This window comes from Acinetobacter seifertii, from assembly GCF_016064815.1.
Classification (GTDB): domain Bacteria; phylum Pseudomonadota; class Gammaproteobacteria; order Pseudomonadales; family Moraxellaceae; genus Acinetobacter; species Acinetobacter seifertii.
Genome location: NZ_CP065820.1, coordinates 1,694,214 through 1,709,542, shown reverse-complemented (window position 1 = coordinate 1,709,542; position 15,329 = coordinate 1,694,214). Strand labels below are relative to the sequence as shown.

The 15,329-nt window shown below is 35.3% G+C and carries 15 protein-coding genes; 11 read left to right on the top strand and 4 right to left on the bottom strand.

The genetic code is table 11. From position 1 onward, the window contains the following. The first annotated feature begins 109 nt into the window (after window positions 1-109). The gene (gene grxD, locus I8T81_RS08045) at window positions 110-451 is read left to right on the top strand and encodes a Grx4 family monothiol glutaredoxin (RefSeq protein WP_002120913.1); all 342 of its coding nucleotides are present in this window, start codon (window positions 110-112) and stop codon (window positions 449-451) included. A gap of 49 nt (window positions 452-500) precedes the next feature. Here grxD and I8T81_RS08040 read toward each other — a convergent pair whose 3' ends face one another. After that, the gene (locus I8T81_RS08040) at window positions 501-821 is read right to left on the bottom strand and encodes a hypothetical protein (protein WP_191103731.1); all 321 of its coding nucleotides are present in this window, start codon (window positions 819-821) and stop codon (window positions 501-503) included. 242 nt (window positions 822-1,063) lie between these two features. Between I8T81_RS08040 and I8T81_RS08035 the strand changes: the two genes are divergently transcribed. Then, on the top strand, window positions 1,064-1,966 hold the full coding sequence (locus I8T81_RS08035) for a LysR family transcriptional regulator (RefSeq protein WP_039250583.1): 903 nt from the start codon (window positions 1,064-1,066) through the stop codon (window positions 1,964-1,966). A 54-nt stretch (window positions 1,967-2,020) separates the two neighbouring features. Here I8T81_RS08035 and map read toward each other — a convergent pair whose 3' ends face one another. Then, complete coding sequence (gene map, locus I8T81_RS08030; protein ID WP_004701262.1) at window positions 2,021-2,815, bottom strand: type I methionyl aminopeptidase; 795 nt, start codon at window positions 2,813-2,815, stop codon at window positions 2,021-2,023. 352 nt (window positions 2,816-3,167) lie between these two features. On the opposite strand from map, the gene brnQ reads away from it, so the two are divergent. The 3 genes from brnQ to I8T81_RS08015 all read left to right on the top strand — a co-directional run bounded on the left by brnQ (window position 3,168) and on the right by I8T81_RS08015 (window position 5,584). Next, window positions 3,168-4,469 carry a branched-chain amino acid transport system II carrier protein gene (gene brnQ / locus I8T81_RS08025; RefSeq protein ID WP_019458757.1) on the top strand — a complete coding sequence of 434 codons (1,302 nt, stop codon included), beginning with the start codon at window positions 3,168-3,170 and terminating at the stop codon, window positions 4,467-4,469. A 191-nt stretch (window positions 4,470-4,660) separates the two neighbouring features. Next, the gene (locus I8T81_RS08020) at window positions 4,661-5,080 is read left to right on the top strand and encodes a GlcG/HbpS family heme-binding protein (protein ID WP_002050687.1); all 420 of its coding nucleotides are present in this window, start codon (window positions 4,661-4,663) and stop codon (window positions 5,078-5,080) included. 258 nt (window positions 5,081-5,338) lie between these two features. Continuing rightward, on the top strand, window positions 5,339-5,584 hold the full coding sequence (locus tag I8T81_RS08015) for a hypothetical protein (RefSeq protein WP_004701257.1): 246 nt from the start codon (window positions 5,339-5,341) through the stop codon (window positions 5,582-5,584). A 37-nt stretch (window positions 5,585-5,621) separates the two neighbouring features. Here I8T81_RS08015 and I8T81_RS08010 read toward each other — a convergent pair whose 3' ends face one another. Further along, on the bottom strand, window positions 5,622-6,077 hold the full coding sequence (locus I8T81_RS08010; protein WP_198072749.1) for a hypothetical protein: 456 nt from the start codon (window positions 6,075-6,077) through the stop codon (window positions 5,622-5,624). A 137-nt stretch (window positions 6,078-6,214) separates the two neighbouring features. Here I8T81_RS08010 and I8T81_RS08005 point away from each other — a divergent pair, with 137 nt between their 5' ends. From I8T81_RS08005 to I8T81_RS07990, 4 genes are all read left to right on the top strand, one after another. Further along, window positions 6,215-7,075, top strand: a complete 861-nt coding sequence (locus tag I8T81_RS08005) for an alpha/beta hydrolase family protein (RefSeq protein ID WP_198072545.1) — start codon at window positions 6,215-6,217, stop codon at window positions 7,073-7,075. A gap of 223 nt (window positions 7,076-7,298) precedes the next feature. Beyond that, window positions 7,299-10,160 carry a phosphoenolpyruvate--protein phosphotransferase gene (gene ptsP, locus I8T81_RS08000; protein WP_198072544.1) on the top strand — a complete coding sequence of 954 codons (2,862 nt, stop codon included), beginning with the start codon at window positions 7,299-7,301 and terminating at the stop codon, window positions 10,158-10,160. Window positions 10,161-10,174: 14 nt separating this feature from the next. Next, a complete protein-coding gene (pfkB, locus tag I8T81_RS07995; protein WP_198072543.1) occupies window positions 10,175-11,122 on the top strand; it encodes a 1-phosphofructokinase in 948 nt (315 codons plus the stop codon). Next, window positions 11,109-12,827 carry a fructose-specific PTS transporter subunit EIIC gene (locus I8T81_RS07990; protein WP_198072542.1) on the top strand — a complete coding sequence of 573 codons (1,719 nt, stop codon included), beginning with the start codon at window positions 11,109-11,111 and terminating at the stop codon, window positions 12,825-12,827. The genes pfkB and I8T81_RS07990 overlap by 14 nt, the downstream gene beginning before the upstream one ends. A gap of 51 nt (window positions 12,828-12,878) precedes the next feature. On the opposite strand, the gene I8T81_RS07985 is transcribed toward I8T81_RS07990, so the two are convergent. Beyond that, window positions 12,879-13,385, bottom strand: coding sequence for a peptidase associated/transthyretin-like domain-containing protein (locus tag I8T81_RS07985; protein ID WP_025469124.1), 507 nt, complete (start codon window positions 13,383-13,385; stop codon window positions 12,879-12,881). Between the two features lie 630 nt (window positions 13,386-14,015). Between I8T81_RS07985 and I8T81_RS07980 the strand changes: the two genes are divergently transcribed. Together I8T81_RS07980 and I8T81_RS07975 are read left to right on the top strand one after the other, a co-directional pair. Next, window positions 14,016-14,480, top strand: a complete 465-nt coding sequence (locus tag I8T81_RS07980) for a MarR family winged helix-turn-helix transcriptional regulator (protein ID WP_002050629.1) — start codon at window positions 14,016-14,018, stop codon at window positions 14,478-14,480. 179 nt (window positions 14,481-14,659) lie between these two features. Beyond that, window positions 14,660-14,875, top strand: a complete 216-nt coding sequence (locus I8T81_RS07975; RefSeq protein ID WP_198072541.1) for a hypothetical protein — start codon at window positions 14,660-14,662, stop codon at window positions 14,873-14,875. Window positions 14,876-15,329: the final 454 nt, after the last annotated feature.

Sequence of the window (15,329 nt, the reverse complement as noted above, 5' to 3'; positions counted from 1 at the left end):
TTTATACAATAAAATATTGAATATTCTATGCAACTTTAGACAGCAAGGTGGTTTGCAAACCAATGTGAACACCCCCTATAATGCTGCAAGATTAGTTGAGGATCTACATATGACTGAACAAGCACGTGATACTGAAGCGTTAATTCGCGATCAAATTGCGAAGCATCCCGTTTTACTTTACATGAAAGGCACTCCACAGTTTCCACAATGTGGTTTCTCTGCACGTGCAGTAGAGGCGCTCAGTCAAATTGGTCGTCCATTCGCATATGTGAACATCTTAGAAAACCCTGATATTCGTGCAACTTTACCAAAAATTGCAAACTGGCCTACTTTCCCACAGCTATGGGTAAATGGCGAACTTATCGGTGGTAGCGATATCATGCTTGAAATGTTCCAAAATGGCGAATTAAAACCATTAGTTGAACAATATAGCGCAGCTCCAGAAGCTTAATAATAAAAAAGCCAATCGAAAGATTGGCTTTTTTATACTCATCAAATTATCAATCACTTATGCCGACATAACGGAACAAACCATCAACACCAAGATCTGATTTTAAAATAGTCAAATTTTTATATGATGTGCTCGTTATCGCTTCAAAAACATTCATATTTGGATCTTCATGTAACTCATCTACATTTTGAGTCATAGATTCTTCAAAACGGTCAGCCACAAATTCAAAGCCTAAATCCATTGCAATAAACAATGTATGTTCACAAGGTTGAACGTATTGCTCTTGTGACCAATCAATAACTGCAAGCTTACAAATTGGGCAAAGAATATTTGCAGTTGCATCTTTTAATTCAACTAACTGGTAAGACATACTTTAAAAAAATTTGATAAAAATATATTTTATGAAAAATAACGTATAAACACCATATTTGATTTTTAATTCGAAAAACGGCATACAAAACAATTTCAATGTCATTACATTTGCATTTCAAACCATCTAAATTTGCTTTTCGAGTCCTTTTTATATGCTTTTTACAAAAAATTAAAATCAAACTTTATCGTTGCAAAAATAATAATGTAAAATCTTTAGTGTTGCATAAATAGGATATTTTAATGCTCACCGATCTTGATGATTTTTATTGTTTTGCCCTTGTTGTTGAGCATGGTGGATTTAGCGCCGCTGAACGTGTTACTGACATCCCAAAATCAAAATTAAGTCGTCGTGTTTATAATTTAGAAGAAAATTTAGGAGTCCGTTTAATACAACGCAGCTCACGCCATTTCGCCGTTACTGATATTGGTATGGATATCTATAGACATGCTCAAGTCATGATGAATGCTGCTCAAGCTGCTCATGATCTAGTCGACCACTTAAGTATTCAACCTAGAGGTGTGGTCAAAGTAAGTGTTCCTGTAGATATTGCCCAAAACCAACTCCCTAAAATTTTGCCAGCCTTTTTAAAAAAATATCCTGAAATACGCTTACAACTTATCGTAAGTAACCGCCGTGTTGATGTTATTAATGAAGGTATTGATGTTGCTTTACGTGTCAGATCTAAATTAGATGATGATCCAAGCTTAGTGTTAAGACAATTTTCACTTATAGAGCAAAGTCTATTTGCAAGTCAGGCTTATTTAAATGAATTTGGCAATATCAAGACGCCAGAACAACTGAGTGAGCATCGTATTTTAAGCTTATCTGAAGAGCATTTAGATCAACAATTCACTTTACATGGACCAGACAACCAATTGAAAAAAGTCAAAGTCAGTCCAACTGTGATGGGGACCAATCTTTATATGCTTGCCCAACTTGCAAGTCAAAATTGCGGTATTGCCTTATTACCAGAAACAGCTGCTGAAGATTTTGTGAAATCTGGCCAGCTTGTACAAATTTTGCCAGACTGGAAAGCGGCTCATGGCATATTTCATGCAGTTTATCCGTCTCGTAGAGGATTGCTTCCAGCGGTACGCGTATTCATTGACTATTTGGTAGAGCATCTTTCCGAGCATTCATAATATTAAAAAATAAAAAAGTTCGATGAGACATCGAACTTTTTATACTTCTAGCGATTAAATTTTCGGATAGCTTCCCACACCTTCTGGCCATGGCGTCAACAATTCAAAACCTGTATCTGTAACAGCAACCATGTGTTCCCATTGGGCAGATAAAGAAAGATCTTGAGTAATAACCGTCCAACCATCGTTTAATTCTTTAACTTGAGGTTTCCCTGCATTCACCATAGGTTCAATCGTAAAGACCATACCTTTCTTCAAAACTAATCCTTGTCCACGTTGCCCATAATGTAGAATATTAGGCTGCTCATGATAGACTTTACCAATCCCATGCCCACAATATTCACGAACAATGCTATACCCTTCGCGATGAGCAACTGATTGAATAGCGTAACCAATATCGCCTAAAGTCGCCCCAGGTTTAACTGTGTGAATACCAGCAACCATTGCCTCATAAGTTGTTTCAACTAGTTTTTTGGCATGTGGATTGACATTACCCACATAGTACATACGGCTTGTGTCACCAAAGTAGCCATCTTTAATAATCGCTACATCAATATTAATAATGTCACCATCTTTTAAAATTTTATTTGGTGAAGGAATACCATGACAAACCACCTCGTTAACTGAGGTACATATTGTTTTTGTGAAACCGTGGTAACCCACATTGGCAGGAATCACTTTTAAGGTATTTACGATGTAATCATTACAAATATTATCTAAATATTCGGTTGTTACACCGGGTTTAATATACTCACCTATCATTTCTAAAACTTGTGCAGCCAAACGGCCAGAAATCCGCAATTTTTCCAGGTCTTGTTCAGTTTTAATTGTAACAGTAGAAGCTCTCATTCAATTTTATCCTCGTAGACATTGCTTTTACCATGTCTACAAAAATGTAAGTTAATTTCGAATATTTTAGAACGGATGTAGAGTAGGCAGGAAGCTGTAAATGCCCAAATATTCAACATTCATAATAGAAATTGATATTTTTATTTTTACATAATTTTCTTAAAAAGTCAGATATAAAAAATCTTTTCTTTATTTCTTTCAAAGGTTTTTCAACTAGATAACTTAACCACTTGATATTTTTCATATCTCTGAATGATTTATAAGGTCGGAAAAAAAGCTTTTTCACATAAAATAGCGCTTGATCATGCTCTCGTTTGCTCTAAAATTCTTTCTTTTTTGTTAAATTTGATTTATGCAACAACTTCGTACTGGAGATATTATTGCTTTAGGTTTTATGACCTTTGCGCTCTTTATTGGAGCTGGCAATATTATCTTTCCTCCCATTGTCGCTCAACAAGCAGGTGATCATGTATGGTTGGCAGCCATAGGATTTTTGATTACTGCAGTTGGCCTACCTGTCATTACGATTATGGCACTCTCTCGCATGCAGGGTTCCATTGAAATTATTAGTTCTCCTTTAGGCCGAATAGCAAGTCTGATTTTAACTGTTGTTTGTTATTTATCAGTAGGTCCTTTATTTGCGACTCCACGTACTGCAACTGTTTCATATGAAATTGGTTTTTCATCATATTTTGGAACATCAAGTAGTAGCCTTTTAATCTATAGCGCAATCTATTTTTCCTTTGTAACTGTAGTTTCGTTATATCCAAACAAGCTTTTAGATACTGTTGGACATGTACTCGCTCCCCTAAAAATTATTGCTCTCGCAATTTTAGGAATTGCAGCGGTTATGATTCCTTCCGGCTATGTTCCTGCTCCAATCAATCATTACGTGAACTCTCCTGTTTCAGAAGGTTTCGTAAATGGTTATTTGACGATGGATACTTTAGGCGCTTTAGTATTTGGTATTGTAATTATTCAAGCAATTTACTCTCGCGGTGTTACCGATAACAAACTAGTAACAAAATATGCCATTATTGCTAGCCTTATTTCAGGTGTTGGTCTCACTTTAGTTTACTTAAGCTTATTTAAATTAGGTTTGGGTAGCCACGAAGTTGCACCAAATGCAGCAAATGGTGCTGTAATCTTACATGCCTATGTTCAACATGCTTTTGGTAATATGGGTTCATTATTCCTAACTGGCCTCATTTTCTTAGCATGTATGGTGACTGCAATTGGTTTAACTTGTGCATGTGGTGAATATTTTGCCCAATTGACCAAGTTACCTTATAAGCTTTTAGTTTTCATTCTAGTGGGGTTCTCTTTCATTATTTCTAATCTTGGATTGACCAAACTGATTGCCGTATCTGTTCCAGTTTTAAGTGCAATTTATCCACCAGCTATTGTGGTGATTATGCTTAGCTTCTTCTGGAAATTTTGGCATAAGCCGTCTTTTATTGTTGGTTCGGTAACAAGTATTGCTTTCATTTTTGGAATCATCGATGGGCTTAAAGTTGCAGGTTTTGGAGATAATCTTCCTACATTCCTTCAGCATTTACCATTAAATGAACAAAACCTAGCATGGCTGATCCCATCTTTAATTGTTCTTGCAGTAACAACCCTTATCGACAAAGTTAAACATAAAAACATTTAATCTGGTGTTTTTTTGAAATCGAGTTTTACCAAAACATGATTTTATATATCGAATAAAATGCTGCGTTTACCCAACCAGCATTTTATTTCAAACACCAGTATTTGATGACAATTCAACTATAGATATAATTAATTTTTACTGTAATATTACACTAAAATAATTTTTAGCTTACTCAGGAAAGAAGAGCATAAATGAAAAGTAAATATTATCTGACATTAGCAGATGCAGAGTTTTTAATGGAAGAAGCTCAAAAATATGCAATAGAACATAACTTTAAAGTTAGTATCGCTATTGTTGATGAAACAAGTTCTTTATTACTTATGAAACGTCTAGATGGCGCTTCTCCTCTCAGTACACATATCTGTCTAGAAAAAGCTAAATGCTCATCAATGAGCGGCCGCCCTTCAAAATTTTACGAAGAACTTCTTCAAAATGGCCGTCTTGGTTTCTTAAGTCTGCCAAGTGCTAAAGGTATGCTAGAAGGCGGAAAAGCGATTATTTATGAAGGCCAGATTTTAGGCGCAATTGGTGTTTCTGGTGTCCAATCTTTTGAAGATGCTGAAATTGCACAACATGCCATTGATGTGTTTTTAAAGAAACAAAGCAACTAAAGTAAATTGTAAGAAAAGAGAAATTATTATACTTTTCACCTAAAAATTTCTCTTTTCTAAAATATTAAGTATTTTATACAAAAATATTTAATATTTACCTTTCTTATACCTTAACTATTTATAAATATAGAGGTTTTCATAAAACTGTTCAAAAATTTTTCAATTGACTATTGAATTAAGCTAAAAATACAAGTACAACATTAAACTTATTCTTGACTAAAACATTTGGTTTTAGCGCAACCACAAGGAGGGATGGAGATGTTATCATTACATTTCAACAAACAAGTCTTCATTAACACTCTGAACAGTAAAGATTCAGTTGTGTATGGGGTAACCACGCTTGCTCTTATGCTCACTTTACTGTTTCAAGGTATGATTAAAGGGAATCTGAAACCCGAGTACTTTGTATACGCCATGGTTGTTTCTTTTGTATTTTGTGTATGGGCCTTTGTCGATCACAAAATGCGAAAATTAGCTAAAAGACGAATGAGTCGACAGAAATAATAGAATTTAAAAAAATGGATGAGCGATCATCCATTTTTTATTTACCTAAAAATAATAGAATGGTTCCCATTAGCAAAATAGCAGTGGCTAATAACTCAGTAATAATTAAAGCAATCATCATGAAAGTCATCAACCATGTCGGTAAACTAAAATGCCCTAACCTATGTGGTTGTTTAAACTGATTGCTCGTATCCTGCAAAAAACCATGAATGATATAAACTAAAATTGAGAAACTAAAAAATAGTATATTTGCCAATACACACCATAGAGCAATATCTTCACTTAAAACGGTAAAATAGCTTAATGCAGCCAAAGTGAGTGTAGCTGCTGCATAAAGCAAACTACTTCTATGTGCAATGTCTACATAATAATGTGCACGGCTTAATTCAGAACGGCGAATTTGCCAATATTTCCATACTCCTGTTAACATTCCTATCCATGAAAAGACACCACTAAAGACAATAGCCAACTGTACAGCTTTCGATATTTCCATCATTTCCTTTATTCGTTTTATTAAAATTTGAAGAGCTGTATAACATAAATCTTGACTTTATAGTCACATTTTAATCAAGTACCTTTTCAGAACTCATGTACATTAAGATGAATGATTAAATAATTAGCTCTAAATATATGGATAAGACTTTTGAATCTTTTTGGATTACCTGTAAAGATGGCTATCAACTTGCAGCACAATTTTATCCTGCTCAAGAAAAGAAAGCTGACTACCCTATTCTTATTTGTCCAGCAACGGGTATTACTAAAAACTTTTATCACTCCTTTGCGGCATGGTTAAGCCAACAAGGCCACGATGTATTGAGTTTTGACTTCCGAGGAATTGGTGAATCATTACATGGTACTTTAAAGCAAAGTAGCGCAAGCATTACCGATTGGGGCATATTCGATATACCAGCTGCCATTGATACTCTATTAATTAAAACTGGAGCAGATCAGGTTATTCTTATTGGACACAGTGCTGGCGGACAATTACTTGGGGTCGTGCCTAATTATAATAAAGTCGCAAAAGTTATAGCCGTTGCATGTTCAACAGGAAACATTAAAGGTCTTAAAGGAAAAACTAAGTTTCTAGCGCCAGTGATGTTTAATCTTATCTTCCCTATTTCTAGTCTCGTTAAAGGATATGGCGCAACTCAATTCATTGGTATGGGAGAAAACCTACCTAAAAAAGTTGCTCAACAATGGCGAGAGTTTTGTAGCCATCCCGGATATGTCAAAAATGCCATCGGCAAGACTATTTTTCATGATTTTCATTCAGAAATTCAGTGTTCAATTACTGCGATTTGGGCTGATGACGATGAGATTGCAACCAAATGCAATGTAAAAGAATTATTAAGTCTATATCCAAATGCAAATAAAAAAATGATTGAACTTAATCCAAAAGATTTAGGATATAAATCAATTGGCCATATGTTGTTATTCAAAAAATCACATCAAAAACTTTGGTCTATTTTAGAACAAGAAATTAATCATTAATCACTGGTTTTATTTTCGCCTCTAAGTCAGTAATCCTACTTAGAGGTTTTTTTGTATTAAAAACGAACTACTTTTTACTTAAATGCGTCGATATACATTTAAAGTTCTGCTAAGGTAATTCATCTGAAGCTGTTGTCAAAAATAAGTAAATATACTTGTTTAATGCATACAGCTTCTTTTTTTCTGTTTTAGCTAAAGCCAAAGAAATTGTTCAAGGATAATTATGCTAGCACTAGAGCCTCAACATATTCATATGAATCAACGTGCTGTTGATAAAACACATGCATTAAAGTGTCTAGTAGATATATTAGAAAATGATGGGTTAGTTACACCTGAATATATAACAGGACTCATCAATCGTGAACAACAAAGCGCGACTTACTTAGGCCAAGGTATTGCCATTCCCCACGGTACTCCCCAATCACGTGAATATATTTTAAAAACAGGTATTCGCTTAGCCCATTTTCCGGAAGGCGTAATTTGGGATGGAGAAAATAAAATCTATTTAGCTGTCGTTATTGCAGCAAAATCTGATGAACATTTGCAAGTTTTGCAAATTCTTACTCGCGCATTAATGCATGATGTAAGTGAACAAGTAAAAAATGCTTCAAAACCTGAACAAATTATAGAATTACTACAAGCTCAGCCACTATCTTTAGCACTTCATGAAAACCTCATCCAAACTGAAATTGATGCACAAGATATCGAAGATTTATTTTGGACAGCTTCTCAGACACTAAAAAAACATAATTTTGTAAAATGTGGTTTCTTAAGTTCACTCAATCCAGAACAAGCCATCCAATTACAAGATCAAATTTGGTCTATTTCTAGCAATCAATTTGTTCAACAACCTGCTATTAGCATTACTAAACCATCAAACGTTTTAGAACTAAATGGGAAAAAGCTAAATACATTAGTTTGTATAGCAGCGAATGATCAGCTCGATAATGCAAGATTTAATCGTTTAATTGATATTTTATTCAACCCAGAACAAGTTGCAGAGTTAGATAAAACCCAAACTCCAAACGAAATTGCCAAAATTATTGGGGCTGATGTTATTCCAGACTGGTCTCAACGTTCAGTTGTATTAGCAAATGCACATGGCTTACATGCTCGACCAGCTACGCACTTAGTCAATTTGACCAAAACTTTTCAAGGCGACATTCAAGTTGCTGTAGATGATGGCAACTTTGTTTCCGCTAAAAGTTTAACTCGTCTTTTAGCCTTAGGTTGTAAACGTGGTCAAACTCTACGTTTTATTGCAGAACCAGAAACCGATGCAGTAGATGCCTTAGATAAAGTGATTTTTGCAGTAGAGCAAGGCTTAGGCGAAGAAGTCGAAGCAATAGCAATAACCAGTCAAGTATCCGAACAGGTTTCTTTACAACCATCTACATCAAGCGTAAAAATACTAGAAAACAACAACACAGGAATCGCGGCATCGAGCGGTTTGGCTTTTGGACCAGTACATGTGATTAAACCAAAGGTTTATCAATATGAACGTATGGGTTTAAGCGTAAAAGCTGAAAAAGAAAGTTTAGATATTGCATTACATGCCGTAAAAAACAATATTCATCAAGTTATTGCCAAATCCGATGTTTCTGAAATTAAGCAAATCTTTCAAGCTCATTTAGAAATGCTTGATGACCCTGATTTGATTAATGGTGTCTATCAAAAAATTAACCACAATCTATCAGCGCCAGCTGCCTGGCATGAGCACATTGAGGCTGCGGCTAAAGCGCAGGAAGCATTACCAGATCGTTTACTCGCTGAACGCGCAACAGACTTACGTGATATTGGTGACCGTGTTTTAACACAACTATGTGGTGAAGTGGTTATTGAAGAGCCTAAAGAGCCGTATATTTTAATTATGCATGATGTTGGGCCAAGTGATGTCGCTCGTCTTAACAAAGACCGTGTTGCAGGTATTTTGACTGCTATAGGTGGTGCAAGTGCTCATAGTGCAATTGTAGCACGTGCTTTAGGCATTCCAGCTATTGTTGGTGCTGGTGAACAAGTCTTGGAAATTGATCAGAAAAGTACCCTACTCATTAATGGTGACACAGGAACTTTTGTTTTAAATCCAGATACAGTTCAAATCGAACAAGCCAAGCAAGAGCGTGAGCAACAGCGTCAAATTCGTGAAGAAGCCGAACGTCATAGCCAAGAACCTGCTATTACTTTAGATCAACACCAAATCGAAATTGCGGCAAATTTAGGTAAAGTTCAAGCAACAGCACAAGCAGTAGAATGTGGTGCAGAAGCGATTGGATTACTTCGTACAGAGCTGGTTTTCATGTCTCATAGCAGTGCACCGAGTGAAACTGTTCAAGAAGCTGACTACCGAGTGGTATTAGATGCACTTGCTGGCCGCCCACTTGTTGTACGAACATTAGACGTAGGTGGTGACAAACCTTTACCTTACCTACCAATTGCTGACGAAGAAAACCCATTCTTAGGGTTACGGGGAATTCGTTTAACTTTAAGACGCCCTGAGCTTTTAAGACAGCAATTAACTGCTTTATTAAAAGCATCAGATAATCGTCCATTACGAATTATGTTCCCTATGATTGGGCGCGTTGAAGAATGGCGTGCTGCGAAAGCGATTCTTGATGAAGTAAGGACTCAACATCCATGTGACAATTTACAAGTTGGCATTATGATTGAAGTTCCTTCTGCTGCTTTGCTTGCACCAATTCTTGCACAAGAAGTCGACTTTTTCAGTATCGGTACAAATGACCTGACTCAATATACTTTAGCGATTGACAGAGGCCACCCAATACTCTCAGCTGAAGCAGATGGTTTACACCCAAGTATTCTGAACTTGATTGATCAAACTGTTAAAGCTGCCCACAAACACGGCAAATGGGTGGGAATCTGTGGTGAGCTCGCAGCAGACCCGAAAGCTGTACCTATTCTCATGGGATTAGGCGTAGATGAACTGAGTATGTCGCCAAATAGCATTCCTTTAGTAAAAGCCCAAATTCGTACGCTGAGCTATACTCATGCTCAAAAACTTGCGCAACAAGCTTTACTGTGTGATAGCGCCCCTGCTGTACGCCAGCTCTCTGAACAAGACTTATAAAATTGGGAATAGTAATGGCTAAAATTTTAACAGTTACTTTAAACCCTGCAATTGATGTAACCATCCAACTAAATGAGTTACAGGTAGGTGAAGTGAACCGACAAGAGTCGGTAGAAATTCATGCGGCTGGTAAAGGCCTTAATGTTGCACAAGTATTAAAAGACTTAGGTCACGATGTAATCGTAACTGGTTTTTTAGGCGAGCATAATCGACAAATTTTCGATACACATTTTTCCCAAGCTCAATTTCAATCAGAATTTATTTATATTGATGGAGAAACACGTCAAAATATAAAAATTGCTGAGCAGTCTGGGCGGATGACCGATTTAAATGGCAAAGGTTTCTTTGTTTCTGAAACAGACAAACAAAGCCTATTTAATAAGATTGAAGCTCTGTTACCACAAGTTGAAGTGGTTGCAATAGCTGGTAGCCTACCCCAAGGTTTTAGTATTGATGAGTTACAACAACTTATTCAATTAATCAAAAAACAAAATAAAAAAGTTGCATTAGATACTAGTGGTAAAGCTTTGGTTGCCGCAATTGCATGTCAACCTTGGATGATCAAGCCTAATACTGATGAGCTCGTAGAAAGTTATCAACGTCCTGCAACAAGCTATGCTGAACAAAGAAAACTTTTTGACAGCTTAAGCGATATTGAGCATGTGGTTATTTCAATGGGTGAAGGTGGCGTAAATTGGCTGCATGCCTCACGCCCCCTACATGCTCAAGCACCAAAAGTTATTGTAAAAAGTACAGTCGGTGCTGGTGACTCTCTCTTAGCAGGTATGATTCACGGACTTGTAAACCAACTTTCCCCTGAAGAAACTTTAAAAACTGCGACAGCAATTGCAAGCCATGCTGTAACACAAATTGGTTTTCGAATTCCTAATCCAGAAGTTCTAAACCAATTAAAAGCACAAACTACTATCAATTCATTGAGTGAATCTGATGCAAACTGCTAAACATTTATTATTTGTCACGAATAGTCCGCAACAGCAAGTCAATGCTTTGATTTTAGCTCGTAAACTTGCTTTAGTCGCAACACAACATGGCTATAAACACAGTGTTATTTCACTCGATGAATTTGAATCAAGTGATGACTTTAATCATGTGATTATTATTGGGCAAGAGCCTAAAAATTTAAATATTTTTGGTCAAAGTACTTTATCTCTAGTTTCTATTGAAGATATTAAAGAAGATGCAGATAAAGCATTTTTAACAGCACTTGAACACTCGAAACCTGCAAACGAATGGGCTCAAAAACCTAAAAAGGCTTCAAATACAGCAACTCACTTTGTTGCAATTACTGCTTGCCCAACTGGAGTTGCCCATACATTTATGGCGGCCGAAGCATTACAGCAAGGTGCAGAGAGACTTGGATATCAAATCAATGTAGAAACTCAAGGTTCTGTAGGTGCGAAGAATATTTTGTCAGCACAAGCGATTGCGAATGCCGATATTGTTATTCTTGCAACTGACATTGAAGTCAACACAGACCGTTTTGTAGGTAAACGTGTTTATCGATGCAGTACTGGCTTTGCATTAAAACAAACAGACAAGGCTTTTGCCGAAGCTATTGCAAATGCACAAGTTTTAGAACAAGGTAAACAACAAGCTAAAACGGAAAATAAAGAGAAAACTGAAAAAGTTGGAGTATATAAACACTTATTAACTGGTGTTTCTTATATGCTACCTATGGTTGTTGCAGGTGGTCTGTTAATTGCACTTTCTTTATGTTTTGGCCTGAATGCAGCAGAACAAGCTGGTAGCCTACCAGCTATATTAAAACAGATTGGTGCAGCAGCATTTATGCTGATGGTACCGATGCTATCAGGTTACATTGCATATTCCATAGCAGACCGTCCTGGTCTTGCCCCTGGTTTAATTGGTGGATTATTAGCTGCACAGCTACAAGCGGGCTTTTTAGGAGGCATTGTTTCTGGCTTCCTTGCTGGTTATATCGCATTATTTATTGCTAAAAAACTTAAACTACCAACTAGCTTAGAGTCTCTTAAACCTATTTTAATTATTCCATTATTAGGAACGTTATTTGTTGGTCTCATTATGTTCTATGTGGTTGGTCAACCTGTAGCACATATTTTTGAGTTAATGAAAGATTTCCTCAATAACATGGGCACCACAAATGCCATATTAATGGGAATTATTCTGGCAAGTATGATGTGTATTGATTTAGGTGGCCCAATTAACAAAGCAGCTTATGCTTTTACGGTTGGTTTACTTACAACCAATACCTATATGCCAATGGCAGCCACTATGGCAGGTGGTATGGTTCCTGCAATAGGTATGGCAATTGCAACCTTCCTCGCTAGAAATAAATTTAGTACAGGCGAGAAAGATGCTGGCAAAGCTGCTTTCGTGCTTGGCTTATGCTTTATTTCAGAAGGTGCAATTCCATTTGCTGCAAAAGACCCAATGCGTGTTATTCCAACTTGTATTTTAGGTGGCGCAGTAACTGGAGCACTGGTTGCTTTATTTCACTGTGAACTCGTTACCCCACACGGCGGTGTATTTGTACTCCTAATTCCAAATGCAATTAATCATGCTTGGTTATATCTAGCAGCAATTGCAGCCGGAAGCATCGTAACAGGTGTAAGTTATGCCATCCTAAAAAGGAACCAAGAAGAAAAACTATTAACAAACTCATAAGTTAATAAAAAGGGAGAATATTAATTCTCCCTTTTTATTGCGAGCTAATTTTTAATGTTGAATTTGAACTGCTCGCGCCATAATTTCTTCTGGAAGATCTTGGGCTAATACCACTGCAAGAGTTGGTTTTTGGTTAGACTCATCTTTTAAGTTTTGAGCTTCTAAAACTGCATTGACGTCTTTAGGAGCTAGCCTAAACATTGCACCAGTAAATGGGTCGACAATTAAAATTCCAATTAAGCCACCAAAAAGAATGTTACCTAAATACCACCCACTTAATGTTCCAGTTACTTCTACGGTTTTAGTTTGATAACCAGCTTTACTGAATGTTATTTCGTATTTTTCAGGCTTAAAGTATCCAGCTCCCTTTTTCAAACTAACCGTAACAGGTGTTTGACCAGTATGTATTTTCACACCTTTTCTGTTTTTTATCTCTATAGATGCTGATTCAGGCACACTCGTAAACGTAACGATCTGTGAAGGGCCAGTTATGATACTCGCACAGCCATTCAAACCGATAGTGAAAGCTAATATTGAACTGACTAATATTTTTTTCATCATGAATACGCAAAAATTTTCATTGCTAATTTGAACGCGCACTATACCAAAAATAAACAAAAAAACAACAATGAAACAAAACTTAATTGTCAAAAAATTAATCTAATATTCAAGTTAAAATAATTAATCAAAAAAGTTAAAACCATTAAAATATAATAAAAATCAAATTACTTAATAATCAAATATTTATGAAGATATTTTTTTATTTAGTTAAGTTAGTGAATGAATAATGTTAAATGTCTGGTAAATTTTTTAGCTGCAAATATATAATAATTACTTGATTATATTAAATATTTCTTTATTAAATGCATTTATTTTTTATGGTTATGACTTTGTAGACAAAAAATATTTAGAGAAATGTCACGTTCAAAACAATTTTTTTTTTCTAGGATTCTCTGGCAAAGAGATATCGTTCATTTTACGAACAAGCGAGCAGCCAAGTTCAAATCAACGGTAAGAAATAAGTTTTATCAGATTAGTAAAATTTATAGTTTGTCCTTGTTAAATCAAACAATATAAATTTTGCTCACGACCTAAAGTCCTGATATAACTTGCTTAGTGAAACTATATTTTTCAACTATTAAGATTAGTTTCATAAAATGCGATCCACCAAGGTATGGGGAAAAGTCAATGACAAAGAAGTATGCGCGTTTTTTACCTACAACAGAATCTTTCACTCTTGAAGATTTTCCATATTATTGGATTACTCAGGTCCATGCTCAATATGTTCAGAATATTGACAATGCCCTTAAAAAATATGGCTTAGATAACTCACGTCGACGGATTATGCTTGCTCTCAGTAGCAAACCACATGCTAGCGTTTCTGAGCTATCTGACATGATCATTTCAAAGATGTCGACTACAACCAAAATTGTTTATCGCTTAAAAGACGAAGGTTTAGTTGAAACATATTCTTGCCAAACTGATGGACGTATTACACGTGTATATCTTACTGAACGTGGCACTGAAATGATAAATAAAATTAATGACCTAACCAGCGTCGTACTTGAGCAATCTTTTGAAGGCATAACCCCTTTACAGTTAGAAAAAATGATGGAAAGCTTAAAAATGCTTTTAAAGAATTTATCTCGCTAATTACTTTCTATAACCTACTGAATTTTAAAGCCCTCTTATGAGGGCTTTTTTATATTTACTGACCATGACACGAAACTTAAATTTCATAAAGTAGTCAATTAAACACTATGCGTGTTGACTTGTTCTTTCAACTCCAGTAGAAACTCTCTTCTATTATCTACTTCGTAATTTTTGGAAAAATGGCTAAAAGAAAATATAAAAGTGATAAGTTTCAGGTACGTCGTATTAACCATCAATGGTGGGTACTTGAGAAGGATTTAGAAACTAATTGTTATAATAAGCATGAACAGGTAGCTACAAAAACTTTAGCTAACAATTATGCTGATGACTATATAGAGCAGTATTATATGAACCTTTATATTCAACAACAATTGAAAAAACCAGAAACCGTATAAAAAGCCATCATGGCTTTTTTTATATAATTTAAAAGTTAATAAACAGAAACATGATAAAATTATGGCATAAAAAAAACCTACATCTTGGGGAAAATGTAGGCTATAAAATGCACAAAAAGGATGTATATATCCTTTTCGACAAAAAGAATTCTACGATAATATAAGGCCTTATTTTATGTTACTTTTGTAAACTTAATAGTAGTTATTGTATTTGTACTTAATAATTTAAATTAATTATTTATATAAATTTTTCTAAGTAAAATATTGAATCTAACCTAACTTGCGCCTTAAAAAATATTTTATCTCATTTATACACCTCCATAATCTCTTCTTTTTTCTAATATATAAACAACTGTTTATAACAATTTTTTTACAAAAATAAGCATAATTTTTTAAAGTTAAAACTCTATTTTTAGTAACCTAAATAGAATTAAAAATTAATAAATAACATACG

What these genes read in the sequence shown, in the direction of transcription:
- pfkB (WP_198072543.1), top strand. Translation starts at nt 10,175, where the DNA reads ATGGCTAAAATTTTAACAGTTACTTTAAACCCTGCAATTGATGTAACC.
- I8T81_RS07980 (WP_002050629.1), top strand. Translation starts at nt 14,016, where the DNA reads ATGACAAAGAAGTATGCGCGTTTTTTACCTACAACAGAATCTTTCACT.
- brnQ (WP_019458757.1), top strand. Translation starts at nt 3,168, where the DNA reads ATGCAACAACTTCGTACTGGAGATATTATTGCTTTAGGTTTTATGACC.
- I8T81_RS07985 (WP_025469124.1), bottom strand. Translation starts at nt 13,385, where the DNA reads ATGAAAAAAATATTAGTCAGTTCAATATTAGCTTTCACTATCGGTTTG.
- ptsP (WP_198072544.1), top strand. Translation starts at nt 7,299, where the DNA reads ATGCTAGCACTAGAGCCTCAACATATTCATATGAATCAACGTGCTGTT.
- I8T81_RS08040 (WP_191103731.1), bottom strand. Translation starts at nt 821, where the DNA reads ATGTCTTACCAGTTAGTTGAATTAAAAGATGCAACTGCAAATATTCTT.
- grxD (WP_002120913.1), top strand. Translation starts at nt 110, where the DNA reads ATGACTGAACAAGCACGTGATACTGAAGCGTTAATTCGCGATCAAATT.
- I8T81_RS07975 (WP_198072541.1), top strand. Translation starts at nt 14,660, where the DNA reads ATGGCTAAAAGAAAATATAAAAGTGATAAGTTTCAGGTACGTCGTATT.
- I8T81_RS08005 (WP_198072545.1), top strand. Translation starts at nt 6,215, where the DNA reads ATGGATAAGACTTTTGAATCTTTTTGGATTACCTGTAAAGATGGCTAT.
- I8T81_RS08020 (WP_002050687.1), top strand. Translation starts at nt 4,661, where the DNA reads ATGAAAAGTAAATATTATCTGACATTAGCAGATGCAGAGTTTTTAATG.
- I8T81_RS08015 (WP_004701257.1), top strand. Translation starts at nt 5,339, where the DNA reads ATGTTATCATTACATTTCAACAAACAAGTCTTCATTAACACTCTGAAC.
- map (WP_004701262.1), bottom strand. Translation starts at nt 2,815, where the DNA reads ATGAGAGCTTCTACTGTTACAATTAAAACTGAACAAGACCTGGAAAAA.
- I8T81_RS07990 (WP_198072542.1), top strand. Translation starts at nt 11,109, where the DNA reads ATGCAAACTGCTAAACATTTATTATTTGTCACGAATAGTCCGCAACAG.
- I8T81_RS08035 (WP_039250583.1), top strand. Translation starts at nt 1,064, where the DNA reads ATGCTCACCGATCTTGATGATTTTTATTGTTTTGCCCTTGTTGTTGAG.
- I8T81_RS08010 (WP_198072749.1), bottom strand. Translation starts at nt 6,077, where the DNA reads ATGGAAATATCGAAAGCTGTACAGTTGGCTATTGTCTTTAGTGGTGTC.